This window comes from Rhizobium sp. BK512 (assembly GCF_014194915.1).
Lineage (GTDB): Bacteria > Pseudomonadota > Alphaproteobacteria > Rhizobiales > Rhizobiaceae > Rhizobium.
Genome location: NZ_JACIAS010000002.1, coordinates 356,098 through 378,626, shown reverse-complemented (window position 1 = coordinate 378,626; position 22,529 = coordinate 356,098). Strand labels below are relative to the sequence as shown.

At 60.9% G+C, this 22,529-nt stretch carries 23 protein-coding genes; 11 read left to right on the top strand and 12 right to left on the bottom strand.

Annotated elements, in window-relative coordinates:
- The first annotated feature begins 15 nt into the window (after nt 1–15).
- Both mobA and mobB read left to right on the top strand, forming a co-directional pair.
- Nucleotides 16–645 (top strand): molybdenum cofactor guanylyltransferase MobA, encoded by a 630-nt coding sequence (mobA, locus tag FHX06_RS07815; protein ID WP_113202488.1) that lies wholly within the window; start codon nt 16–18, stop codon nt 643–645.
- 32 nt (nt 646–677) lie between these two features.
- A complete protein-coding gene (gene mobB / locus FHX06_RS07810) occupies nt 678–1,211 on the top strand; it encodes a molybdopterin-guanine dinucleotide biosynthesis protein B (RefSeq protein WP_113116880.1) in 534 nt (177 codons plus the stop codon).
- A gap of 253 nt (nt 1,212–1,464) precedes the next feature.
- On the opposite strand, the gene FHX06_RS07805 is transcribed toward mobB, so the two are convergent.
- Entirely contained in the window at nt 1,465–3,735 is a 2,271-nt protein-coding gene (locus FHX06_RS07805) for an OmpA family protein (protein ID WP_113116881.1), read from the bottom strand.
- A 326-nt stretch (nt 3,736–4,061) separates the two neighbouring features.
- Here FHX06_RS07805 and FHX06_RS07800 point away from each other — a divergent pair, with 326 nt between their 5' ends.
- The 7 genes from FHX06_RS07800 (at nt 4,062) to FHX06_RS07770 (ending at nt 9,514) form a co-directional block, all read left to right on the top strand.
- Nucleotides 4,062–4,835: a transporter substrate-binding domain-containing protein gene (locus FHX06_RS07800; RefSeq protein WP_112968299.1), complete on the top strand. Its 774-nt coding sequence runs from the start codon at nt 4,062–4,064 to the stop codon at nt 4,833–4,835.
- A 111-nt stretch (nt 4,836–4,946) separates the two neighbouring features.
- Nucleotides 4,947–5,720, top strand: coding sequence for a transporter substrate-binding domain-containing protein (locus FHX06_RS07795; protein ID WP_183878814.1), 774 nt, complete (start codon nt 4,947–4,949; stop codon nt 5,718–5,720).
- Nucleotides 5,721–5,833: 113 nt separating this feature from the next.
- Nucleotides 5,834–6,640, top strand: a complete 807-nt coding sequence (locus FHX06_RS07790) for an ABC transporter permease (RefSeq protein ID WP_112547511.1) — start codon at nt 5,834–5,836, stop codon at nt 6,638–6,640.
- On the top strand, nt 6,637–7,467 hold the full coding sequence (locus FHX06_RS07785) for an ABC transporter permease (RefSeq protein WP_112547512.1): 831 nt from the start codon (nt 6,637–6,639) through the stop codon (nt 7,465–7,467). The genes FHX06_RS07790 and FHX06_RS07785 overlap by 4 nt, the downstream gene beginning before the upstream one ends.
- A 161-nt stretch (nt 7,468–7,628) precedes the next feature.
- Nucleotides 7,629–7,895: an usg protein gene (locus FHX06_RS07780; RefSeq protein ID WP_112547513.1), complete on the top strand. Its 267-nt coding sequence runs from the start codon at nt 7,629–7,631 to the stop codon at nt 7,893–7,895.
- A 43-nt stretch (nt 7,896–7,938) separates the two neighbouring features.
- A complete protein-coding gene (locus FHX06_RS07775; RefSeq protein WP_112547514.1) occupies nt 7,939–8,760 on the top strand; it encodes a class I SAM-dependent DNA methyltransferase in 822 nt (273 codons plus the stop codon).
- Between the two features lie 70 nt (nt 8,761–8,830).
- On the top strand, nt 8,831–9,514 hold the full coding sequence (locus tag FHX06_RS07770; protein ID WP_183878812.1) for a glutathione S-transferase family protein: 684 nt from the start codon (nt 8,831–8,833) through the stop codon (nt 9,512–9,514).
- A gap of 15 nt (nt 9,515–9,529) precedes the next feature.
- On the opposite strand, the gene maiA is transcribed toward FHX06_RS07770, so the two are convergent.
- From maiA to FHX06_RS07740, 6 genes are all read right to left on the bottom strand, one after another.
- Nucleotides 9,530–10,180: a maleylacetoacetate isomerase gene (maiA, locus tag FHX06_RS07765; protein WP_183878810.1), complete on the bottom strand. Its 651-nt coding sequence runs from the start codon at nt 10,178–10,180 to the stop codon at nt 9,530–9,532.
- A 162-nt stretch (nt 10,181–10,342) separates the two neighbouring features.
- Nucleotides 10,343–11,164: an ABC transporter ATP-binding protein gene (locus tag FHX06_RS07760; RefSeq protein WP_183878808.1), complete on the bottom strand. Its 822-nt coding sequence runs from the start codon at nt 11,162–11,164 to the stop codon at nt 10,343–10,345.
- A gap of 11 nt (nt 11,165–11,175) precedes the next feature.
- Complete coding sequence (ssuC, locus tag FHX06_RS07755; RefSeq protein WP_183878806.1) at nt 11,176–12,012, bottom strand: aliphatic sulfonate ABC transporter permease SsuC; 837 nt, start codon at nt 12,010–12,012, stop codon at nt 11,176–11,178.
- A gap of 89 nt (nt 12,013–12,101) precedes the next feature.
- Nucleotides 12,102–13,277: an FMNH2-dependent alkanesulfonate monooxygenase gene (gene ssuD, locus FHX06_RS07750; protein WP_112968305.1), complete on the bottom strand. Its 1,176-nt coding sequence runs from the start codon at nt 13,275–13,277 to the stop codon at nt 12,102–12,104.
- Nucleotides 13,278–13,325: 48 nt separating this feature from the next.
- Nucleotides 13,326–14,291, bottom strand: coding sequence for an aliphatic sulfonate ABC transporter substrate-binding protein (locus FHX06_RS07745; protein ID WP_183878804.1), 966 nt, complete (start codon nt 14,289–14,291; stop codon nt 13,326–13,328).
- Nucleotides 14,292–14,647: 356 nt separating this feature from the next.
- Nucleotides 14,648–15,613, bottom strand: a complete 966-nt coding sequence (locus tag FHX06_RS07740; protein WP_183878802.1) for an aliphatic sulfonate ABC transporter substrate-binding protein — start codon at nt 15,611–15,613, stop codon at nt 14,648–14,650.
- Between the two features lie 265 nt (nt 15,614–15,878).
- Here FHX06_RS07740 and FHX06_RS07735 point away from each other — a divergent pair, with 265 nt between their 5' ends.
- Entirely contained in the window at nt 15,879–16,748 is an 870-nt protein-coding gene (locus tag FHX06_RS07735) for an NAD(P)-dependent oxidoreductase (protein ID WP_113209234.1), read from the top strand.
- Nucleotides 16,745–17,428 carry a DNA alkylation repair protein gene (locus tag FHX06_RS07730; RefSeq protein ID WP_183879223.1) on the top strand — a complete coding sequence of 228 codons (684 nt, stop codon included), beginning with the start codon at nt 16,745–16,747 and terminating at the stop codon, nt 17,426–17,428. The genes FHX06_RS07735 and FHX06_RS07730 overlap by 4 nt, the downstream gene beginning before the upstream one ends.
- Nucleotides 17,429–17,431: 3 nt before the next feature.
- On the opposite strand, the gene FHX06_RS07725 is transcribed toward FHX06_RS07730, so the two are convergent.
- The 5 genes from FHX06_RS07725 to FHX06_RS07705 all read right to left on the bottom strand — a co-directional run bounded on the left by FHX06_RS07725 (nt 17,432) and on the right by FHX06_RS07705 (nt 22,476).
- Entirely contained in the window at nt 17,432–18,364 is a 933-nt protein-coding gene (locus tag FHX06_RS07725; RefSeq protein ID WP_113015722.1) for a LysR substrate-binding domain-containing protein, read from the bottom strand.
- A gap of 440 nt (nt 18,365–18,804) precedes the next feature.
- Nucleotides 18,805–19,875: a porin gene (locus FHX06_RS07720; RefSeq protein WP_113015720.1), complete on the bottom strand. Its 1,071-nt coding sequence runs from the start codon at nt 19,873–19,875 to the stop codon at nt 18,805–18,807.
- 855 nt (nt 19,876–20,730) lie between these two features.
- Entirely contained in the window at nt 20,731–21,219 is a 489-nt protein-coding gene (locus tag FHX06_RS07715; protein WP_007816294.1) for an Lrp/AsnC family transcriptional regulator, read from the bottom strand.
- Nucleotides 21,220–21,289: 70 nt separating this feature from the next.
- Entirely contained in the window at nt 21,290–21,937 is a 648-nt protein-coding gene (locus FHX06_RS07710) for a uracil-DNA glycosylase family protein (protein ID WP_113015719.1), read from the bottom strand.
- Nucleotides 21,931–22,476, bottom strand: a complete 546-nt coding sequence (locus FHX06_RS07705) for a thermonuclease family protein (RefSeq protein ID WP_113015718.1) — start codon at nt 22,474–22,476, stop codon at nt 21,931–21,933. The genes FHX06_RS07710 and FHX06_RS07705 overlap by 7 nt, the downstream gene beginning before the upstream one ends.
- Between the last annotated feature and the right edge of the window lie 53 nt (nt 22,477–22,529).

Below are 22,529 nucleotides of genomic sequence, written 5' to 3'. Positions count from 1 at the left end.
GTCAGAGGTACTGCGATGACTGACTTCGTGCTCGACCAATCGACCATTCCAGGTGTCGTGCTGGCCGGCGGCCGCTCATCGCGCATGGGCCGTGACAAGGCGGGCGTCATGCTCGGCGGCCGCAGCCTGCTTTCGCATGTTCTGGCTCGGCTCTCGCCGCAGACGGCTGAGATCGCCGTCAACGCCGACACGGCCGTCGGACACGACCTGCCCGTCGTCTCCGATCTTATTCGCGGCAAGGCGGGGCCAATGGCCGGAATCCACGCGGCCATGGTCTATGGCGCCGGCCTGCCCGCCACGCATGTCGTGACCGTCTCTGTCGATTGCCCCTTCTTTCCGGCCGATCTCGTTAGCCGGCTTATGAATGCGATAAGCCATCCCGAACAGATAGCGATTGCTGCCTCCGAGGGCCGCAGCCACCCGGTCTTCGGCCTCTGGCCGACCGCGCTCGCCGCCGACCTGGAAGAATGGGTCAAGGTTGACGAGAAGCGCCGCGTGCGCGACTTCCTCTTGCGTCATGACGTTACGGAAGTGCCCTTCCCGCTGCATCCGACTCGCGCCAGCCTGCTCGATCCCTTCTTCAACATCAACACGCCCGATGATCTAATCGAAGGCGAACGCTGGCTGGAGGCGCTGGGGGGATGAAGCAAGATGGAGGGATGAAGGAAGGTGGGGCAATGACGCAGAAAATCTTCGGCATCGCCGGCTGGAAGAATTCCGGCAAGACAGGTCTTGCAGTGCGCCTCGTCGAGGAATTCACCCGCCGCGGCTATCGCATTTCAACGATCAAACATGCCCACCACGATTTCGACATCGACAAGGTCGGCGCTGACAGCTACCGCCACCGCCAGGCCGGCGCCCACGAGGTGACGATCGTCTCCGGCACCCGCTACGCCATCATGCACGAGCTGCGTGGTGCGGCGGAGCCGAGCTTCGAGGAGATCCTGGCGCGGTTGGCGCCCTGCGATCTGGTACTCATCGAGGGCTACAAGCGCGAGCCGATCCCGAAGATCGAGGCGCGGCGGCTCGAATCGGCAAGGCGTGACCCGCTGGCGCCCGAGGACCCGCATATCGTGGCGATTGCGGCCGATCATGTGGTGGACGACGCTGCGGGTCTGGTGGTGTTTGATCTCGATGATACCGTCGCGATCGCGGATTTTGTTGCGCGCACGGTTGGGCTTGCTCCCCCTTCTCCCTCGCGGGGGTCCTGAGGAAGGGTCGAGACCCGCGGCTCGACCCCGGTTGATGTCCGATAGGACAGATGAGGGGGTGAGCGACGTCAGGAGCTTACGCCTGAGCGGATAGCGAAGACGGCATATGTTTTACCGTGCGGCCCCCTCATCCGACCCTTCGGGCCACCTTCTCCCCGCTGGGGAGAAGGGAAGATGTCGCGCCGTCGAATCCACAAAACAAAAGGGGCGAGGCCTTGCGGCCCCGCCCTGCTCAATCCGTACCGGTAACGAATTACCGCTGAGCGACAGGCCGCACCAGCGGCGTGACACGGCGAATGGTCACACGGCGGTTCTCCTGGTTCGGCCCATCCGTATTCACCTTCAGATAGCGCTCGCCATAACCCTGCGTCGCAAGGTTCTCCGGCGGAATGCCATAGACATCCGTCAGCACATTGGCGACCGATTCCGCGCGCTGGTCGGAGAGGATCAGGTTGCTCTGGTCCGAACCGACGGCATCGGTATGGCCTTCGATCAGGAAGGTTTCGCTCTTGTTCTTGTCGAGCACTTCGTTCATCGCATCCGCCACCTTGCGCAGCGTGCGGGCCTGGCTCATCGGAATTTCTGCGCTGCCGGTCGCAAAGGTCACCGTATCCAGGTCGATACGGCGCACCTTGTCGCGGATACGAGCGGAATATTTCACCTCGTTCAGTGAATAGACGCGTTCGACCGGCTCGACGGGCGGCTCGCTCAGGAACTCGTAATAGTCACGGTCCGGATCGGTGCTGGTGTCGATGATATAGTCATTGAGCGGCACGCGCAGACGCATCGGCGGCAGGTCGGCACCCGGATCCTCGAAGTAATCGCGGTCCGGATCCTCATAGAGCTCAGGCGAATAGTAGAGTACCTCTTCCCGGCCGCGTGCATCGACGCGTGAGCGCTGGATGATGTCGCCGTAGCGGTTGCGCAGCGTCACGATGCGATAGCCCTCCGGCCGCATGATCGTCTCGCGGTAACGGTCGCCCGAAAGCTCCTCATAGCTCGGCCGTTCGCCGTCGCGCAGGAAGCGGCGATCGTCGTCGCTGCGCACCACGGTGCGGTTGCCGAACTGGATGATGACGCGGCTGTCGTCGGTGCGCTCGCCGTAGCGCGCGCCGTCAGGTTGCGCGAACTGGGGACGGCGGTCGATGCGCCGGCCTTCCTCGCGGGTGATGGCCTCGATCTGTACCGGCGCACGCTGCCGGGTGCCGCTCAGCGACTGAGCTTCGGCATCGGAGGTCGGCAGCTTGAAATCCTGGCTGTCGGCGCGTTGGCGATCCCGGTCGCGGCGGCCCTGCCGGCCCTGGCTGCGATCGGCATCCTTGTCGCTGTCGAGAACGGCGGCACCGTTCTGAACGGGCAACACGATGGTCTCGTTGCTCTTGGCAGGGTCCTGGGCGATCTCCTTGCGGCGCTCCAGCTCCTGCGGTGTGACCTTTTCGGGCGCCGGAATGGCCTGTTCGGCCTGCTGCGGCGCAGTGGCTGCCGGCGGCTGGCCGGGCTGCGGAGCGTTTGCGGCAGGCTGTTCCGGCTGGACCTGGCCGGTGGCTGGCTGCTCGGCCGGTTGCTGGGCTTGACCTGCTGCAGGTTGTTCAGCCTGGCCAGCGGCCGGCTGTTCGGCTGTGGCGGGCTTTTCAGCAGTCGCCGGCTTCTTGGTCGGAACGGGCTGCTCGGCAGCAGGCTGTTCTGCGGTCGCAGGCTTCTCGGCCGTTGCGGGCTTTTCAGCGGGAGCCGGTGCTTCTCCGGCCGGTGCTGCCTGCTGCTCGGTGGCAGCGGGACGCTTGCCGCCGGCCGGGCGCTTGCCACCCTGCTGCTCTGCAGGCTGTTCCGTGCTCTGCTCGGCGGGCTGCTCTGTCGTTTCGCTCTTCTGGCGCTGCGGGCGCTGGCGCGGTTTTTCAGCGGGCTGATTCGCCTCGCCTGCGGCCGGGGCTTCGGCAGCCGGCTGCTGCGCCTCAGGGGCGGCCTGCTCGGCATTCTGCTTGCGGTCGCGCTGGCGCTTCGGCTGCTCTGCGGGTGGCTGCTCGGCTTGCGGCTCGGCCTGCTGTTCGGGCTGCGCCTGACGCTGGCGACGCGGCTTCTGCGGCTCTTCGGCGGCAGGCGCCTGCTGGTCGGGTGCTGCTTGTTCGGGCTGGGCTTCCCGCTGGCGGCGTGGGCGTGCGGGCTCCTCAGCCGCAGGTGCCTGCGCCTGGGGCTCTGCCTGCGGTGCGGGTTCGCGCTGACGCCTGGGCTTCTGTTCCGGTTCCGGAGCGCTTTCGGCGGGGGCCTCGCGCTTCTGCGGCTTTTCTGCAGGCGCCTCCTGCTGCTGTTGCTGCTCTTCCGCCTGCTTCTTCCTTTTCAGAAGCTCCTCTTCGGAAGGTGCGTCCTGTGCCACCTCGTAGCTGCCCCCGATAAGGGGATTGGCGACGGTGCCGACAGCGCCGTGCTCAACCCCGCCCACTGCGGCGTAAGCGCCTACCGGCGGCACCACCAGGGTAAGGGAAAGCAGCGGAAAGGCCGCACTGGCAAACAGTCTGGATTTCATGCCCATCAGGGGTTTCCTCGTCCTTATTTTGACTTCAACCGGGGCTGACTGCCCCGCAATCACGGCTTTTTGTGCACTAAGCGAAGCACAAATCGTTAAAATGCAGATTTGTTCCTGACGCTAAGAAGGACGGGATTAACCTTGCCTGAACACCACGGTCGGGCCCTGTTCATCTCGGCTGCCGGTTGCAACGCACAACTGCGCGGGGATTCCTGTTGCAATTTTGCGAAAAAAGGTTTGATTATCGCCGCAAGACGGTGGTGGCACCGTCGAAGTGTGCGGCCGCCGGCGAACAACAACAAGACCCGGCGCCACCAACAGAGAGGATCCTCATGCGCATTTCCACCAAGCTCCTTGCTGCAGCTTCGCTAGCGGCAATGTCCCTTTTTGCCGGCGCAGCACTTGCTGACGGCGAAAAATACGTGATCGGCACGGACTCGACCTACCCGCCGTTCGAATTCGTCGACGCCAGTGGCACCATTCAGGGCTTCGACATTGATATCGCCAAGGCACTCTGCGCCGAAATGAAGGCTGAATGCTCGTTCGTCAGCACCGACTGGGACGGCATCATCCCGGCGCTCAACGCCAAGAAGTTCGACATGATCGTCTCCTCTATGTCGATCACCCCGGAGCGCCTGAAGCTCGTCGACTTCTCCAACAAGTATTACAACACCCCGCCGGCAATCGCCGTGCCGAAGGACTCCACCATCACTGACGTTGCCGGCCTCAAGGGCAAGGTGATCGGTGCGCAGACTTCCACGACCCATGCCAACTACGCCGAGAAGCACCTCGCCGACACCGAGCTGAAGCTCTATCCGACGGCTGACGAGTACAAGCTCGACGTTTCCAGCGGCCGCGTCGATGCCGTCATCGACGACGTCGTCGTTCTCTCCGAATGGGTCAAGTCCGACGCCGGCTCCTGCTGCAAGATCCTGACGACCCTGCCGGTCGACAAGGAAATCAACGGCAACGGTGCTGGCATCGCCATCCGCAAGGGCGATCCGCTGAAGGAAAAGCTCAACACGGCAATCGCCGCGATCCGCGCCAGCGGCGAGTACAAGAAGATCCAGGACAAGTACTTCGATTTCGACGTTTACGGCGAATGATAAATTCGGTATCTGGCCGATGAAGGTGATGGCGGAAGACTTGCTCTTCCGCCATTTTTTGTTCGGCAACACGGCGATGTCAAAACGGCAAAAGCCGTGAGAGGAATTCTCATGCGTATCTCCACGAAGCTCCTTGCTGCAGCCTCGGTTGCGGCATTGTCTCTCTTTGCCGGTTCGGCTCTCGCCGACGGCGAAAAATACGTCATTGGCACCGATTCGACCTACCCGCCGTTCGAATTCGTCGATGCCAGCGGCACCATCCAGGGCTTCGACATCGATATCGCCAAGGCCCTATGCGCTCAGATGAAGGCCGACTGTTCCTTCGTTTCGACCGACTGGGACGGCATCATCCCGGCGCTCAACGCCAAGAAGTTCGACATGATCGTCTCGTCGATGGCGATCACCCCGGAGCGCCTGAAGCTCGTCGACTTCTCCGATCATTTTTACAGAACCCCGCCGGCCGTTGCCGTGCCGAAGGATTCGACCGTGACTGATGTCGCCGGCCTCAAGGGCAAGGCGATCGGCGTGCAAATCTCCACGACAAACGTCACCTATGTCGAGAAGCACTTCGCTGACAGCGAGCTGAAGCTTTACCCGACGGCTGACGAGTACAAGCTCGATGTTGCAGCTGGCCGTGTCGATGCCGTCATCGATGACATCGTCGTCCTCTCGGAATGGATCAAATCCGGTGACGGCACCTGCTGCAAGATCTTGACGACCCTGCCGGTCGACAAGGAAATCAGCGGCAATGGCGCCGGTATCGCTGTCCGCAAGGGCGATCCGCTGAAGGAAAAGCTCAACACGGCGATCGCCGCGATCCGCGCCAGCGGTGAGTACAAGAAGATCCAGGACAAGTACTTCGATTTCGACGTTTACGGCGAATGATAAATTCGCTATCTGGCCGATGAAGGAAATGGCGGAAGGCTTGCTCTTCCGCCATTTTTGTTTGACAAAGGTGGCAATATCAAAACGGCAAAAGCCGTGAGGGGATTTCTGGCATGGGCGGATTGTTTTCCGCGCTCGGCTCCTTCTGGAGCCTGCTTGTGCACATCTTCGATCCGCTGTGCGGACCCGTCGGTATTTTCACCTGGTTGGCCCCGTCGACCATCCTTGCCTGTGGCGACACCGGCTGGGGCGACGAGATCGCGCTTGGCCTGCAGGTCACGGTTTCGGTGGCGATCGTCACCCTGCCGATCGGGCTCGTCATCGGTTTTCTCGTGGCGCTGGGCCAGCAGTCGGAAGAGAAGTCGCTGCGGCTGGCAGCCGGCATCTACACCACGATCTTCCGCGGACTGCCGGAACTTCTGACGCTCTTCATCATCTACTACGGCATGCAGATCCTGATCCAGTATCTGCTCGACATTGCCGGCTATGAAGGGCCACCGGTCGAGATCAACGCTTTCGTCGCCGGCGTCATTGCGCTGTCGGTGGTCTTTTCCGCCTATTGTTCGGAAGTGCTGCTGTCTGCCTTTCGCGCCATTCCCAAGGGCCAGTATGAGGCCGGTGATGCGCTCGGCCTGCATCGCGGCCGCACACTGCGCCTCATCGTCCTGCCGCAACTGGTGCGTATCGCCCTGCCCGGCCTGACGAACCTCTGGATGGTGCTCTTGAAGGATACGTCCTACGTCTCGATCATCAGCCTCTCCGATATTCTGCGCCAGACGAACGTGGCCGTGCGCGTCACCAAGGAACCCTTCTTCTTCTATGGCATCGCCTGCTGTCTCTATCTGGTGCTCGCCATCCTCTCCTCCTTCCTGCTTGTCTATATCGACCGCTGGGCCAAGCGTTCGGAGGTCCGCCGTTGAGCTACGCTGAAAAATTGATCGCGCCACAAGCTGCACCGCGCGCGGTGGCAAAGCCGATGACGCCCGCCCGCCTCACCGGCTACATCCTCGTCGCTTTCTGGGCACTGCTCGCAGCCTTCCTGATCCTGACCGTCATCAAGGGCTGGGATCCGGATAAGTTTACCCGTTACGGGCCGCGCTACCTGCACGGCCTCTGGATCACGCTTTCCATCGTCGCCCTCTCGGTCGTGTTCGGCGCCGTGCTGTCATTGCCGCTCGCCATGGCCCGCATGTCCGGAAACCGGGTGCTGAACGGACTGGCCTACTGCTACATCTATTTCTTCCGCGGCACGCCGCTTCTGGCCCAGCTCTTCCTCGTCTATTACGGCCTCGGCATCTTCCGCCCGCAGATGGAAGCAATCGGCCTCTGGTGGTTCTTCCGCGACGCCTGGTATTGCGGCGTCTTTGCCATGACCATCAATACGGCCGCCTATCAGGCTGAAATCCTGCGTGGCGCGATCCAGAGTGTGCCGCACGGCCAGCATGAGGCCGCTGCCGCCCTCGGCATCCACAAGGCCATCGCCTTCCGCAAGATCATCCTGCCACAGGCCTTCATCGTGGCGCTGCGCCCCTATGGCAACGAGATCATCCTGCTCATCAAGGGCTCGGCGGTCGTCGCCATCATTACCGTGCTAGACCTCATGGGTGAGACGCGCTACGCCTTCTCGCGCACTTTTGATTACCAGACCTACCTGTGGGCGGCGATCTTCTACCTCGCCATCGTCGAGGCGCTTCGCCACCTCTGGAACTGGATCGAACGCCGCCTGACGCGTCATCTGAAGCGCTGAAGAGGCTGGCAGCACTCCCCGATGAGTGCTGCTAAGACTTTGAAATTAAAAATAAATAGCTCTTTTATGCGCTATCTGTCAAGCTTCGGTTAACCACCGCATGATCTCATATCATGTGGCGCTAATAAGCGCGAAGTGGGAACAAGAAGAAGCGAGACAAAATGCACAAAGACATGGAAAAGCAGCTCAATGGTTATGGGCTGACGACAGCGCAGATCCTCTACCACATGCCGGATCATCCGGCCTTTCTCCAGACCTATATCTGGCAGGACTACGACCTCGCCCCGGACTTTCCGGAAATGCGCGGTTTTCTGAAATTCTGGCAGGAGAAACTGGACGGGCCGCTGCATTCGGTACGTTACATTCACCGCAGGCTCATTTCGGCAACCGAATGGCGCTCTCTTAAGGGTGAATTCATATTGCACTGAAAATGCAGTTGCGATGGTAGGCTGCGGGCTCTAAAACGCCCGCATGAACAAAAAGAAAGTCGACGAAGAGGCTCTCGCGGAAGCCTATAACCGCGCACTTGCGCTTGAGAAAGCCGGTGATGTCGATGCGGCCGTCGAGGCTTACCAGGAGGTCCTGGCAATCGACCCCGACGATCACGGCGGCGCGGCCGTCCGTATTGCCTCCATGGGCCGCGGCGAAACGCCAGTCCGTGCGCCGGACGCCTATGTCGAAACCCTCTTCGACCAGCATGCCGAAGTCTTCGAGGATGTGCTGGTGGAGCAGCTCGGCTATCACGTGCCGATGCTCGTGCGTCAGCGCCTGCAGGATCTGAAGCTCGGCCCCTTCAAGCGCATGCTCGATCTCGGCTGTGGCACGGGTCTGACGGGCAGCGCGCTCAATGACCTCTGCGAAGAGATGATCGGAATCGACATTTCCGAGAACATGGTCGTCATCGCCGACGAGAAGGAAGTCTACGAGACGCTCTTCGTCGCCGAGGCCGAGGATTTCCTCGATGATAATGACGAAGACCCCTTCGATCTCATCACCGCGACCGATGTGCTGCCCTATCTCGGCGCGCTGGAACCGCTCTTCTTCGGCGCCGCCGAGAATATGAAGCCCGGTGGCATTTTCGTCTTCTCCTCGGAAACCCTGCCCGAAAGGCTGGCGGACGGCCGCCCCTACATGGTCGGCCCGCACCAGCGGTTCATCCATACGGAGACCTATATTCGCGAGCGCCTCTCCGCCACCGGCTTCGAGCTCCTCGAGATGCTCGAAATCAACGTGCGCATGCAGGAAGGCCAGCCGAGCCCCGGCCATCTGGTCACGGCACGTTATAACGGCTGAGTCTGCCATCTGGCATTTTGCGGGCGCCTTGCTTATGTCCTGAGCTGGATTTCTCAGGAAAGGTCAAAGCATGGCGCTCGTTCTCTACCAGCATCCGCTTGCCTCCTTCTGCCACAAGGTGCTGATCGCGCTCTACGAGAACGGGACGCAATTCGAAAACCGCTTCGTCGATCTCGCCGACGAGCAGTCGAGCGCCGATCTCCTGCGTTTCTGGCCGGTCGGCAAGATACCGATCCTGCGCGACGAGATGCGCGACAGCACGGTTCCCGAAACCAGCATCATCGTCGAATATCTGGACCGACACTATCCCGGCCCGGTTCAGCTCGTGCCCGAGGAAACCAATGTCGGCCTGCAGGTCCGCCTCTGGGACCGCTTCTTCGATCTCTATGTGCAGGTGCCGATGCAGAAGATCGTCATCGACCGGCTGCGCCCGGAAGGTTCGGCCGATCCGCATGGCGTCAACGAAGCGCGGGGCATGCTGTCGCTTGCCTATGACATGGTGGAAAAACAGATCGACGGCAAAGCCTGGATCACCGGCGACGCCTTCACCATGGCCGATTGCGCCGCAGCACCTGCCCTCTTCTATGCCCGGACGCTGGTGCCCTTCACGGAGCAGCGGCCGGGGCTGGAAGCCTATTATCGCCGCCTGCTGGAGCGCCCCTCCTTCGCCCGGGCGCTGAAGGAGGCGATGCCCTATTTCAAGTTCTACCCCTATAAGGAAAACCTGCCAGACGAGTTTCGGCCCCAGGAATAGTTTGCGCCCGCCATCCTAGTGAGCGTTCGAGTAACCGGGCTGCTTGGACGGATGCGCCTGCGCAAACTCCGGCATGTCGAAGCAGCGCTTCCCAAGCGCCGCCACGGCCGGAAAGGCTGCGAGGTCAATCTTGTTGAACTCGGCCAGGACGATCTGGCCGGCGATGCAGATATCGGCAATGCCGGGGGTCTCGCCCAGCGCGAAGGGTGTGGGCGGGCGCCGGGTGAGCAGGCGTTCGTAGGTCGCAATTCCCTCCGTCGTCCAATGCCGGCCCCATGCCTCGATCGCGGATGCATCGGCGCCGAGGGCCTCGCCGAGATGTTTGCGCACACGCGGCACGATCAGCGGATGGGCATCGGCGATGGCAACAAGCGCCAGCGACCGGGCATAGGCTCTCTCTTTTGCTTCAACCGGCATCAGCCTTGGCTCGGGATGGATATCGTCCAGATATTCCATGATCGCCAGCGACTGGAAGAACTGATGACCATCGTGAACCAGCGTCGGCACGACATGCTCGGCGTTCACTTTCGCATAGGCGGCATCGAACTGACGCCCGGAGAGAATATCGATCTCGATTTCCTCGAACGCCAGTTTCTTCAAGGCAAGCGCGACGCGGACGCGGAAAGCGGCGTTGGAGCGCCAGAAGCCGTAGAGTTGAATGGTCATGGGAGTGATCCACTGTAATGAGTGCCAAGTTTCGCAATGATGCGAACCTGCTTAATCTAGCGGATGACCTACCCAAGTGTCTCGCCTCGCGCGATTGCAGCGACGCAATGTCACTTCGCCGACACTCAAACGCCTTGCTCCGAAGGAGGATGAATGGCGGACCTAATGCCCGCCATCACTGCCGAGAATGGCCGAAAGCAGCCGCCCTTCCAGCTCCGCGAGCGCGGGATTGCCGTGACGACGCGGATGCGGATAGGGAATGGCGAGATCGAGCGCGATGCGGCCTTCTTCCAATACGATGACCCGGTCGGCCAGATGCACGGCCTCGCTGACATCGTGGGTGACGAGCACGGTGGTGCAGCCGAGTTCGTGCCAGACGCGGTTCAGCAATTGCTGCATGCTGATGCGGGTCAGTGCGTCGAGTGCACCGAGCGGTTCGTCGAGGGCGAGAATGCCGGGTTTGCTGACAAGCGCGCGGGCAAGCGCCACACGCTGGCGCTGGCCGCCGGAAAGACGCGCCGGCCATTCGCTGGCCTTTTCGGCGAGCTGAACTTCGGCAAGCACAGCCTTGGCTTCTTCCCGCGCCCGCTTCTTCTCGATACCTTCGCCGAGACCGACGACGACATTGTCGGCGACACTGAGCCAGGGAAGAAGCCGCGGCTCCTGGAAGACGATGCGGGCGTTAGGCTGCGTATCGCTGCCATCGGCGCCTTCGAAGCGCAACTCACCATCACGTGGCTCATCGAGGCCCATCAGGATGCGCAGCAGCGTGCTCTTGCCGCAGCCGCTCTTGCCGATGACCGCGACAAACTGGCCGGCGGGAATATGCAGGTTGATGCCACGCAATACCCGGTTGGCACCAAAGCTCTTTTCGAGGCCTGAGAGTGTGATGGAGGCCGCGCCCTCGCCGGCGGCGATCGGCTGATGCTCGCCATATTCGGCTGTATCGACGGGATGGAAACGCTCACGCGAGATGACGGTCATCGCACTAACTCCTATTTCGCGTAAGCCGGGTTCCACTTGAGCGTCTGGCGCTCAAGGGCACGAGCGACGACATCGGCGAGCTTGCCGAGAACCGCATAGATGACGAGCGCCAGCACCACGACATCGGTCATCATGAATTCGCGGGCATTGTTGGCCATGTGGCCGATGCCGGAGGAAGCGGCGATCGATTCCGAGACGATCAACGTCAGCCACATGATGCCGAGTGCATAGCGTAACCCAACGAAGATCGACGGCAGCGCGCCGGGGAAGATCACCTTGCGGAACAGCGTCCAGCCACTCATGCCATAGACCTTGCCCATCTCGATCAGGTCGCGATCGACATTGCGCACGCCGTGGTAGGTGTTCAGATAAACCGGAAAGAGCACGCCGAGCGAGGTGAGGAAGAGCTTCGATTCCTCACCGATGCCGAACCACAGGATGACGAGCGGGATCATCGCCAGATGCGGGATGGTGCGCAGCATCTGTAGCGTCGTATCCGTCAGTTGCTCGGAGAGCTTCGAGACACCATTGGCAATGCCGAGCAGGAAACCGATAGAGCCGCCGACAAGCAGGCCGGCAAAGGCGCGTGCGGCGCTGACCAGCACATCCTCGGGCAGCTGCCCCGAGATCGTCGTCGTCCAGAAGGCAGAGGCGACATCGGCCGGAGACGGCATGATGCGTGAGGAGATCCAGCCGACGGAGCAGCCGAGCTGCCAGAGTGCGATGATTGCAACCGGCACCAGATAGGGCAGCAGCCTGTCACGGCCGGGCAGCGGCAGGCGAAAACCCGCCCTGCCCTTGTCGGTATCGGCGGCAGCCCGCGCAAACGGCGTATCGAAAGTCGACATGAATATCTTCCTCGCGCTTTGCTTCAGTGCAATTCCGGAAAACCGTGCGGAGTTTCGTCTCCGGAATTGCGTTAATGACCGGTCCCCGATCAGGACCCGGAGACGACCTTCAGGTTGCCGCCATGGCTGCCGCCGGCAAAAACCTTCTTGCGGCCGAACTCGTTGTTGAAGCTGAGCCGCTGTTCGTCCCTCTCGATGCCGAGTTCCGGGAAGAGCAGTTCGGCGACGCGATAGGCTTCTTCAAGGTGCGGATAGCCCGAGCCGATCACCGTATCGATGCCGACCTCCTGATATTCGCGCAGGCGCGCGGCAACCGTCTTCGGCGAGCCGACGAGCGCAGTACCCGCACCGGCGCGCACCAGGCCGATACCGGCCCAGAGGTTCGGCGACACTTCGAGCTTGTCTCGGCGGCCGCCGTGCAGCGCTGCCATGCGCTTCTGGCCGACGGAGTCGGATTCCTTGACGAAACGCTCCTGCGCTTCGGCGATCGTCGCGTCATCGAGATGGCGGATCAGGCGGTCTGCAGCCTCCCATGCCTCCTCGTCCGTCTCGCGGACGATGAAATGCAGGCGGATACCGAAGGAGACGTCGCGGCCCTTGCCGGCGGCGGCAGCGCGCACCTTCTGCACTTTTTCGGCAACCTGTGCCGGCGGCTCGCCCCAGGTCAGGTACTTGTCGACACGGCCGACGGCGAAATCGATGCCGGCATCCGAGGAGCCGCCGAAATAAAGCGGTGGGCGCGGAGACTGTACCGAGGGGAATCCGAGGCGCGCATCGGTCGCCTTGATATACTTGCCGTCGTAGCTTGCGACACCCTTTTCGAGCAGTTCTTCGAAGACGTGGAAGAACTCGTCGGCATGGGCGTAGCGCTCGTCATGCTCCAGATGGATACCGTCACCGGCAAGCTCGGCTGGGCTGCCGCCAACGACGATATTGAGCAGCAGGCGACCGTTGGAGATACGGTCGAGTGTCGTGGCAAGGCGGGCATAATAGGCCGGAGATGCCGTGCCGGGGCGGATCGCCACCAGGAACTGCAGCTTCTCGGTCCGCGCGGCGAGCGCCGAAGCCATGACGAAGGATTCCTCGCAGGCAACGCCGGTCGGCAGCAGCACGCCTGAATAACCAAGACGGTCCACCGCCTGGGCAATCTGCGTCAGGTAACCGATCTCAGGCGCGCGGTTGAGATCGGTGGAGCCGAGATAGGTGCCGTCGCCGGAGGTCGGGATGAACCAGAGGAAATTGATCGGGTCGGATGAAGCGGTCATGAGCGCATTCCTTTCTTATAAATGTCTGAAATCGGTCCGGTTACCCGATCAACTGGCTTTCGGATGCCACACGATATCGCTGATCGTGAGCTGCTTCGGCACGATCTTGAGTTTGTAGAAATCGTCGGCGAGCGCCTGCTGGTAGGTGAGCGCCGCATCCGGAACGAGCGAAACTTTGCCGAGGTCGGCCTGGCTGCGGGTGAGCGTGACGCGGGTGATATCGGCCGGCACTCCGGTGATCTGGGCGAGCGCCTTCACCGTGTCGTCGAGATTGGCCTGTGCGGCCGCGCCTACCTTGGCAAGCTCGTCGATGACATCGACGATCACTTCGGGATTGGCGTTGGTGAAGGTGCTGTTTCCAAGGAAGTAACCCCAGTTGTCGAGCAGGCCTTCCGAAGTCGTCAGCACCCGTGTGTGCGGATCGGCTTCGGCAACAGCGAAGAAGGGATCCCAGATCGCCCAGGCATCGATGCTGCCGGTCTTGAAAGCGGCACCCGCATCCGGCGGCGGCAGATCGACTTCGGTAATATCCGACAGCGAAAGCCCTGCCTTCGCGAGAACCTTGAGGGCGAAATTATGGGCGCTGGAACCGCGCTTGTAGGCGACTTTCTTGCCCTTGAGATCTTCCAGCTTGTGGATCGGCGAATCCTTTTGTACCAGCAGGCCGTGGAAGGCAGCCGGGCCGCGATAGGCGCCGACATAAAGAAGATCACCACCGGCGGCCTGAGCAAAGAGCGGCGGTACATCGCCGGAGACGCCGAAATCGAGTGCGCCGGCGCCGACGGCTTCGAGCAGCGGCGGGCCGGAAGTGAATTCGTTCCACTCGACGCTTACACCCCTGGCCTCGAGCCGTTTTTCAAGTGCGCCTGCAGCCTTGGCAAGCGGCAACACGCCGAACTTCTGCCAGCCGATGCGCAGCGTCGTGGCCGCAGCCTGTGCGGAGCGAACTTGCGGGAGAATGGTCGTTGCGGCCGCAGCACCGAAAAGCCCGAACGTCTGTCTGCGTGTAAACATGAAATCTCTTCTCCGTCCTCGTGGCTTTCGGCCGTGCCCTTTTGCGAACCAAAGTCGCGAACCGGTCGCCTTTGGTTATGCGAAGATACTGACATAGACGACCAATTAGATCGACAATATCAATTTGCTATTCTAACTCGGTCTGGAGAATAATTTTGCCCGGTTCCGCGGCATGGGTATGTTCCCATGCCGCGGTTGCCCGACCCTGCCCCAGCGCCACCCCAAGCCGCAGGAGAGACGAGCTTGCTCAGATGCGGGCGACGTCAGCTACCTCGGCAGCTGACCTGGTTGGCTTGCCGGAGGCTGCCAGTTCGCCCAGGGACTGACGAAATCAGCTACCTCGGCGGCTGACTTGGTCAGCTCGCCTTCGGACGCCAGACGATATCGCCGGTTGTCAGCTTCTTTGGCACGATGCCGAGATTGTAGAATTCGTCGGCCAGCGCCTGCTGATAGGCGGCCGCCGCATCGCTTACCGTTGTCACGCTGCCGAGATCGGCGCCGGGACGCTGGAGCGTCACCCGCGTAACATCAGCGGGAACGCCCGTTATTTCCGAGAGCTCCTTGACCGTCGCATCGAGATTGTCCTGCGCCGAGCGGCCGACCTTGGCGAGCTCATCGAGCACGTTGACGATAACAGTACCGTTCGCGTCGGTGAAATTCTTGTTGGCGAGGAAGAAGCTGTAGGAATCGACGATGCCTTCGGCAGTCGTCAGGATGCGTGTATCAGGATCGGCTTCGGCGATGGCGAGATAGGGATCCCAGATCGACCAGGCATCGATGCTGCCGTTCTTGAATGCAGCAGCGGCATCCGGCGGCGCAAGATCGACCTGCTGCACATCCTCCGGCTTCAGCCCCGCCTTGCGCAAGGCCTTGACGGTTACGTTATGAGCGCTGGAACCGCGCTTGAAGGCAACCTTCTTGCCGTTCAGATCCTCCAGCGTCCTGATCGGCGAATCCTTGCGCACGAGGATGGCCGACCCCGCCGGGCTGCCGCGATAAATGCCGACATAATAGAGCGCCCCGCCTGCCGCCTGTGCAAAGAGCGGCGGCACGTCGCCCGTAGCTCCGAAGTCGAGTGCACCGGCGCCGAGCGCTTCAAGCAGCGGCGGGCCGGACGTGAATTCCGACCAGCTGACGGTGATACCCTGATCGGCAAGCCGCTTCTCGAGCGCCCCGCGGCGCTTGGCGAGCGCCAGCACGCCATTCTTCTGCCAGCCGATGCGGAACTCCGTTGCCGCAGCCCGCGCAGAGCGGACGGATGGCAGAATGGCGGTGGCGGCTGCGGCTCCGAAAAGCCCGAGCGTCTGTCGACGTGTGATCATCTCTATCCCCTTTTTCCGGCGAGCTGGTGTACCTGCTGCGCTCGCCGCCTGTTTCGATGGGGAAATGATGATTTAGTCTATAAATTAGATCGACAACTAAATTTGTCATATTCACGGTATCTGAAACTTTCCAGACCCCGTTTTGTCGGGCTCGGAGAAATTTTGTTCCAACGGAGGTCGCTTCTCTCCGCCGAGTGGCTTTCCGCTGCCCGCCGTTTCCGCTAATCCTCTGACCCTGTTTGCAAGCGGTTATGGAGGACAGCATATGGCGAAAGTCGCTTTCATCGGTCTCGGTGTCATGGGTTTTCCGATGGCGGGACATCTGAAGACAAAAGGCGGCCACGATGTCACCGTCTATAACCGCACGTCCGAGAAGGCCGCCGCCTGGGCGGAGAAATTCTCCGGAAAGTCCGCCCCGACGCCGGCCGAAGCTGCCGATGGTTGCGACTTCGTCTTCGTCTGCGTCGGCAATGACGACGATCTCCGTCAGGTGACATCGGGCGAAAACGGCGTGCTGAAGAGCATGAAGCGCGGCTCCGTTCTCATCGACAACACCACGGCAAGCGCCGAAGTCGCCCGCGAACTCTACGAGGCCGCCAAGGCAAAGGGCGTGGATTTCATCGATGCCCCCGTTTCCGGCGGCCAGGCAGGCGCCGAGAATGGTGTGCTCACCGTCATGTGCGGCGGTGATGAGGCCGTCTTCGAAAAGGCAAAACCGGTCATTGACGCCTATGCCCGCATGGTCGGCCTCATGGGGCCAGCCGGTTCCGGCCAGCTGACCAAGATGATGAACCAGATCTGCATCGCCGGCATTGTCCAGGGGCTTGCCGAAGCCGTGCATTTCGGCAAGCGCGCCGGCCTCGACATCGAGAAGGTTGTTGACGTCATCTCCAAGGGGGCCGCCGGCTCCTGGCAGATGGAAAACCGCCACAAGACCATGAATCAGGGCAAGTATGATTTCGGCTTTGCCGTCGACTGGATGCGCAAGGATCTCGGCATTGTGCTGTCTGAAGCACAGCGTAGCGGCGCCAGATTGCCGCTGACCGCCCTTGTCGACCAGTTCTATGGCGATGTTCAGGCGCTCGGCGGCAACAGATGGGATACGTCTTCGCTGCTCGCCCGTCTCGAAAAATGATCGGTCCGTCTTCGAGCGCAGCAGAGTTGATCGCGCATCTTCTAACGCTGCGCTCGGAAGACAATATAGCCGGCATGGCGCGTTTCGGCATCGTTACCGAAACCGCGATCGGCATTTCCAATCCCGATCTGCAGAGGATCGCCCGGCTCGCAAAGAAGAACCACGTCAGGGCAAAAGAGCTTTGGGCAAGTGCTATCCGTGAAGCGCGCATGCTGGCGCTCTACACGTTCGAGCCGAAAAGGCTGACGGATGCGGAGGCGCGCATACTGGTGGCGGACTTCAACTCCTGGGAAATCGTCGACTGCGCCGCCGATGTCTTCGTCGAGGCCGATCTCGACGCCCTAATTCCGGAATTCGCCGCCGATATCAGAGAATTCGTCAGGCGAACCGCCTTTGCCATGATCGCCGGCGCCGCCGTGCATCGCAAGAAGGACACGGATGAAAGCCTGCTGGCCTACATGTCGCTGATTGAAGCGCATTCCACAGATGACAGAAACTTCGTCCGCAAGGCCGTCAACTGGGCGCTTCGGAACATCGGCAAACGCAGCCGTGCCTGTCACGCCCCTGCCCTGATGCTGGCCGAACGCCTTGCCGCCAGCGCCGACAAGACCACGCGCTGGATCGGCAAGGATGCCGTCAGGGAATTGACGAGTGAAAAAATACTGGCTCGCCTAAGGTAATCTTTATTCCGCGGCAAGTGCAGCGCTGGTCGTAACGATCTGATGCTGCTTGGATTTTTCGACCAGGAAATCGATGAGCGCCCGCACTGCCGGCGGCATGCCCTTGGTCGTCGTGAAGACGAGATAAAACTGGCTCTCCACCGTCTGCCACTCCGGCAACACGCGAACCAGCCGGCCGGACTGGAGGTCCGGCGCGCAGGCATGCTCGAGGATGAGCCCGTAGCCCACACCCGCGCGTGCGGCATCGAGGATAGCCGTCATGCTGCGGCAGGTGAGCCGCGGCTGATGCCGCACCACCTTCTTCTCGCCATCCGGTCCGACCAGTTCCCAGGTATGGAAGGACATCCAGGCGGTCATTGCGAGCGTCGGAGCATTGCCGAGATCGTCGACGCTGGTGAGTTCGCCCAGGCGTTCGATCAGCGAAGGGCTGGCGACGAGGATGCGCCGCGCACGGTCGAGCTTGCGCATTGTCAGGCTCGCCTGTGTTTCCGGCTCGCTCGCCGCGCGGACCTCGACATCGATGCGCTCGTTGATGAGATCCGTGCGCCGCTCGGAACCGACGACTTGCAGCTTGATCTTGGGGTAGCGCTCCAGGAATTCCGGCAGCACGGCTCCAAGCGAAATATCGATGAGGCCGAGCGGGCAGCCCATGCGCACGATCCCCTGCGGATCTGACTGGGCCTCCGTGATGATCGATTTGGCGCGATCCGCTTCCCTGAGAATCGTCTGGCATTGCTCATAGAAGGCCTGCCCGATCTCCGTCACCCGGAAGTGACGTGTGGAGCGCTCGATCAGCCTCGCGCCGAGGCCATCCTCCAGGCGACTGACGCGCCTGCTCAGCTTGGATCGGGGTATTTTTAGAGTTCGGCTTGCGGAAGCAAAGCCACCGCTGGAGACGACGGCGGCAAAATAGAAGTAGTCATTAAGATCGTCCATTATCGAAACCTACCCGAGAGTAGTAATGAATGCCAGCCTCTGAAATGCTTATAGCGTCTCACCTGTTACGTTACAGTCACATTGTCGGCATCGAATCCCGACGGATGAAACCTGTCCCGATGAGCAAACTCGCCCGATGAAATTGCATCACGAAAAGATGCACATCGCGCAACAAGATAGGGCGCGATTTACCGGGGCCAACGAATACGGCGATAATTTAAAAAGGTACGCGACATTGGGAAACCGGAGGAAAGCCTGCCGACAAGGTGAAACCGGTAAGCGTGGCGGCGCTCCTGGCTTCATGACCGCTTTCAACTGCAAAGGACTGGCCCAGCAGGGAAAACCGGACCAGTCCCTCGTTACTGATCGGAGGTCATTCTGATCAGAAACTCGTGGGTTAGGAGACCCCCGGCACGAAGCCGGGGGTTCCGTCGTTCAGATTAGAACGAGCGCTGCAGACGGAAGTAACCGGTGGTTACGTCGTCGCCATCTTCCGGATCCAGGTACTGGACGGAAGCCTTGGCGTAGAAGTTGTCAACGATCTGGTAGTCAACCGTCAGACCAGCCTTCCAAGCATCGCCGAGACCGTCGAAGTCATCCGGAACATCCTTGCTGCCACCGAAGTAGTTGCCGTAGTACTGAACACCAGGGGTGATCTTCAGCTTGTCCGTTGCCTTGATGGCGTATTCGGCAGCAATTGCCCATTCAGCAGACGAGTAGTAGGAGTTCGGGCCGCTGGAGTAGACAGCAGCGAGGCCGAGCGTGCCCGGACCAATTTCAGCCGTACCCATTGCGCGGATTGCGCCGTCTTCGTTGTCGAAGTCCCAGCCGCCGGTAACCTGGTAGCTGAAGGCGCCAGCCGTGCCGCCGATGCCGAAGGCAACGCCGACATTGTTCGGAGCTTCGTCAGCCGTGAAGACGCCGGTGGCGGGATCAACGGTACCCTTGAAGACGCCGTCTTCCAGTTCGTCGACGCTGATGCCAGCGTAGAAGGAACCGGTTTCGTACTGATAACGGATGGAGTTATGCAGCGTTACGACAGAACCGATATCGTCCGTTTCGCCGGAGAGACCATCGTCCCACCAGGAGTAGAAGAGACCAGCGCGGAAGCCAGCAACGTCGAGGTAAGCGGAGTCAAGGATCGTTTCCTGGCTGGATGCGTTGTCGGCATTGGCCTGGAGAACGATAACGCCGGTGAGCGGACCGTATTCGGTGTCGCTCTTAGCCGTGAACTGAACCTGACCACGGGTTACAGCATCCCAGCTCGAGTCGTTGGTGGAGCTGTCGCCGCCGGCGTTCGGGCCGACGTTAACCTGGAAACGGATGTAACCTTCGATCTTAAGGCAGGTTTCCGTGCCCGGGATGTAGAAGTAGCCGGTGCCGTAAGCGTCGCAGACGCGAACGTACTCAACCGGCTCCGGCTCGGCAGCAACGATTGCGTCTGCTGCGAGTACCGGGGTCGATGCAGCAAATGCTGCTGCCGACGCAAGCAATACCATCTTGATGTTCATTGTAGAATTCCACTCCTTTGTCGATCGGGGCTTTACCCTGTCTCCGAAGATCCAAAGCCGACCCGTTTGAACAGCCTCACGGCGTGCGGATCGATCGAACCGCCGAACGTTCATCCCACAGACATCTGAGTGTAGCAATTCGTGAAGGGCGCCAACTCACAGCCGGAGCATGCTTTCTGCTTCAGGCGTGGTTTTTATACAACAATTTCAAGGAGATAAATAGTTAACGCAGAAATGCCGCCGCGGTAGCCAGTGGCTATCGCAAGCGGCAAAAATAATCCTCCCAAGGCATCGCGAAAAGGGAGCAGAGCTCGAACGCTTTTTTGCGATGCAGCCAAACACTAGCGCCGGCTAACGACTATATAAAGGTCGGAGATTAGGACATAGTGTCCTGAAATCGAACCTAATGGTGCAGATAACGACCATTAGTCGATTTGAAGCCTACTTTTCGTTGCGAAAACAACCAAAAGCAAGAGTTTTGGCGCCGCTCAAGCGTTTCGCCAACCGCACAAAAAATCGTGTACAGCGCGATACTGCACTGCACAGACATTATTATAAGTGCTCCAGATACCCCCGGACCACCTCCTGAACCGCTCCCGTGCCTCCCAACAGCCGAACTGGTTCATGACCCGCGTGAATTCGCATAGTTCCATGACAGGAAGATTACAATTTGGAAAGGTTTCGCGCTGCCGTCAAGTGGCTCCCGCTTCGGGATCACTGTCAGAAGTCACTGATGAACTCTGATTCTCTCTGTGCAGCCTGTCTCCGGAGGAGCTTGTATCTCCTCGCCGGGTGGGCGCGATTCGCTCGCGCCTGCCTTAAGTCATATGCGCTGTCGCGAAGCGCCTGCCCTGCTCAGTCCTCGTTGGACTTCGCGTTTTCCAGAAGCATGTAGTCGAGCGGCAGTTGCGTCGAATACTTGATCTGCTCCATCGCGAAGGCCGAGGAGACGTCGCGAATCTCGATCTTGGCGATCATTCGCTTGTAGAAGGCGTCATAGGCAGCGATATCGGGCACGACGACGCGCAGCAGATAATCCACATCGCCGCTCATGCGGTAGAATTCGACCACTTCCGGGAATTCCGCCACGACCTCGGAGAAGCGGCGCAGCCATTCGATGGAGTGGGTCGCCGTGCGGATCGACACGAAGACCGTAACCTTGGTGTTGACCTTTTCCGGATCGAGAATCGCCACCCGGCGCTTGATGACGCCGTCTTCTTCCATTTTCTGGATACGCCGCCAGCATGGCGTCGTCGAAAGCCCGACCTTCTTGGCGAGGTCGGCCACGGCGAGCGTCGAATCTTCCTGGAGCAGGCGCAGTATCTTTCGGTCGAGGCGATCCATGCGAAAATAAGTCCCTTTCGAATTATTTTCTTTGTATAGCGCGATTCCGGCCGACGAAAAGAATTTTGTTTCAGAATGCCAGCATTTTGATTCGCAGGCGCAGCTCAGGAAGCAGTTCCTCTTCAAACCATGGGTGGCGCTTGATCCAGCCCGTATTGCGCCAGCTTGGATGCGGCAGAGGAAGAATCGAAGGCTTTCCCGGCGCGCCGAGGCTGTCACGCCAGGCCCGCACCGTCTCGGTCATGTTCTCGCGTCTGAAAGCCCCCATATGCCAGGTCTGCGCATAACCGCCGACGGCAAGCACCAGTTCGATCTGCGGCATGGCCGAGAGCACGCGATCCCGCCAGACCGGCGCGCATTCGCGCCGCGGCGGCAGGTCGCTGCCCGCAGCATCATAACCTGGAAAACAGAAACCCATCGGCACGATCGCGAATCGATCCCGGTCGTAGAAGGTCGGCCGATCCACCTCCAGCCATTGCCGCAACCGGTCACCGGAGGCGTCGTCGAATGGCAGTCCGCTTTCATGCACGCGCAGCCCGGGCGCCTGGCCCGCGATCAGCACACGGGCGCGGGTCGAAAGCACGGCAACCGGACGCGGCTCGTGCGGCAGCCGGTCCTCGATCCCGCGCAGCGGCGCATCGCGACAGATCCGGCAGGCGGCGATCTCGGCCCGCAGTCCGTCCAGTTGCTCCTCGTTCAATGCACTCTTGATTACCATCCCGTCCATCCGCCGATCAGCCGCCGGAGCCCTGAACTCTCATGCCGGGCCTGATCCCTGACATCGCGCGGCATCTCGAAATGACCGGCCCAGAGCCCAAGCTTTTGGCCCCTCGCCTTACCTTCCTCCTGCTGATAATCGCCATAGGAAACCGCCATCCCGCTAGCAACCATGCGTGCATTGATATTGCCGGCCTTGTTGCGGCAAGTGACAAGCAGCCTGTCGTAGCGATCGCGCTCGGTTCCGCCGCATTGCGTGGCCTCGTCGGAAACCAGTTGCTGCAGCGCATGTTGCGCCTGCCTGCCACAGGCCCAGTCCTGCCCCTGCCGCTCGCAAGTCTGCGACAGTTCCGGCGCGTCGATACCATCAAGCCGCATGCGTTCGCCATCGAGAACGAGGCTGTCGCCGTCGGCGGCGCGAAAGGCGCCCTGGTGCCGGATGTCGGGCCTATCGTTGAGCTTGGCCGCGATTAATGCAACGAGAACAAGAAAAGCCAGAGCGGTTGCACCGTCCCGGGTCAAGACCAGAAGCCGTGCCACGCTTTTGCCTCCTTGAAAAACAAACCCTTGGCAAAGATGGCAAACATCTTCTT

Excerpts from the sequence above, each read along its gene's own strand:
- FHX06_RS07770 (WP_183878812.1), top strand. The coding sequence starts at position 8,831 with ATGGCGCTCGTTCTCTACCAGCATCCGCTTGCCTCCTTCTGCCACAAG.
- FHX06_RS07745 (WP_183878804.1), bottom strand. The coding sequence starts at position 14,291 with ATGTTTACACGCAGACAGACGTTCGGGCTTTTCGGTGCTGCGGCCGCA.
- FHX06_RS07720 (WP_113015720.1), bottom strand. The coding sequence starts at position 19,875 with ATGAACATCAAGATGGTATTGCTTGCGTCGGCAGCAGCATTTGCTGCA.
- FHX06_RS07800 (WP_112968299.1), top strand. The coding sequence starts at position 4,062 with ATGCGCATTTCCACCAAGCTCCTTGCTGCAGCTTCGCTAGCGGCAATG.
- FHX06_RS07735 (WP_113209234.1), top strand. The coding sequence starts at position 15,879 with ATGGCGAAAGTCGCTTTCATCGGTCTCGGTGTCATGGGTTTTCCGATG.
- mobB (WP_113116880.1), top strand. The coding sequence starts at position 678 with ATGACGCAGAAAATCTTCGGCATCGCCGGCTGGAAGAATTCCGGCAAG.
- ssuC (WP_183878806.1), bottom strand. The coding sequence starts at position 12,012 with ATGTCGACTTTCGATACGCCGTTTGCGCGGGCTGCCGCCGATACCGAC.
- FHX06_RS07710 (WP_113015719.1), bottom strand. The coding sequence starts at position 21,937 with ATGGTAATCAAGAGTGCATTGAACGAGGAGCAACTGGACGGACTGCGG.
- FHX06_RS07715 (WP_007816294.1), bottom strand. The coding sequence starts at position 21,219 with ATGGATCGCCTCGACCGAAAGATACTGCGCCTGCTCCAGGAAGATTCG.
- FHX06_RS07780 (WP_112547513.1), top strand. The coding sequence starts at position 7,629 with ATGCACAAAGACATGGAAAAGCAGCTCAATGGTTATGGGCTGACGACA.
- maiA (WP_183878810.1), bottom strand. The coding sequence starts at position 10,180 with ATGACCATTCAACTCTACGGCTTCTGGCGCTCCAACGCCGCTTTCCGC.
- FHX06_RS07760 (WP_183878808.1), bottom strand. The coding sequence starts at position 11,164 with ATGACCGTCATCTCGCGTGAGCGTTTCCATCCCGTCGATACAGCCGAA.
- mobA (WP_113202488.1), top strand. The coding sequence starts at position 16 with ATGACTGACTTCGTGCTCGACCAATCGACCATTCCAGGTGTCGTGCTG.
- FHX06_RS07725 (WP_113015722.1), bottom strand. The coding sequence starts at position 18,364 with ATGGACGATCTTAATGACTACTTCTATTTTGCCGCCGTCGTCTCCAGC.
- FHX06_RS07795 (WP_183878814.1), top strand. The coding sequence starts at position 4,947 with ATGCGTATCTCCACGAAGCTCCTTGCTGCAGCCTCGGTTGCGGCATTG.
- FHX06_RS07775 (WP_112547514.1), top strand. The coding sequence starts at position 7,939 with ATGAACAAAAAGAAAGTCGACGAAGAGGCTCTCGCGGAAGCCTATAAC.
- FHX06_RS07740 (WP_183878802.1), bottom strand. The coding sequence starts at position 15,613 with ATGATCACACGTCGACAGACGCTCGGGCTTTTCGGAGCCGCAGCCGCC.
- FHX06_RS07790 (WP_112547511.1), top strand. The coding sequence starts at position 5,834 with ATGGGCGGATTGTTTTCCGCGCTCGGCTCCTTCTGGAGCCTGCTTGTG.
- FHX06_RS07805 (WP_113116881.1), bottom strand. The coding sequence starts at position 3,735 with ATGGGCATGAAATCCAGACTGTTTGCCAGTGCGGCCTTTCCGCTGCTT.
- FHX06_RS07730 (WP_183879223.1), top strand. The coding sequence starts at position 16,745 with ATGATCGGTCCGTCTTCGAGCGCAGCAGAGTTGATCGCGCATCTTCTA.
- ssuD (WP_112968305.1), bottom strand. The coding sequence starts at position 13,277 with ATGACCGCTTCATCCGACCCGATCAATTTCCTCTGGTTCATCCCGACC.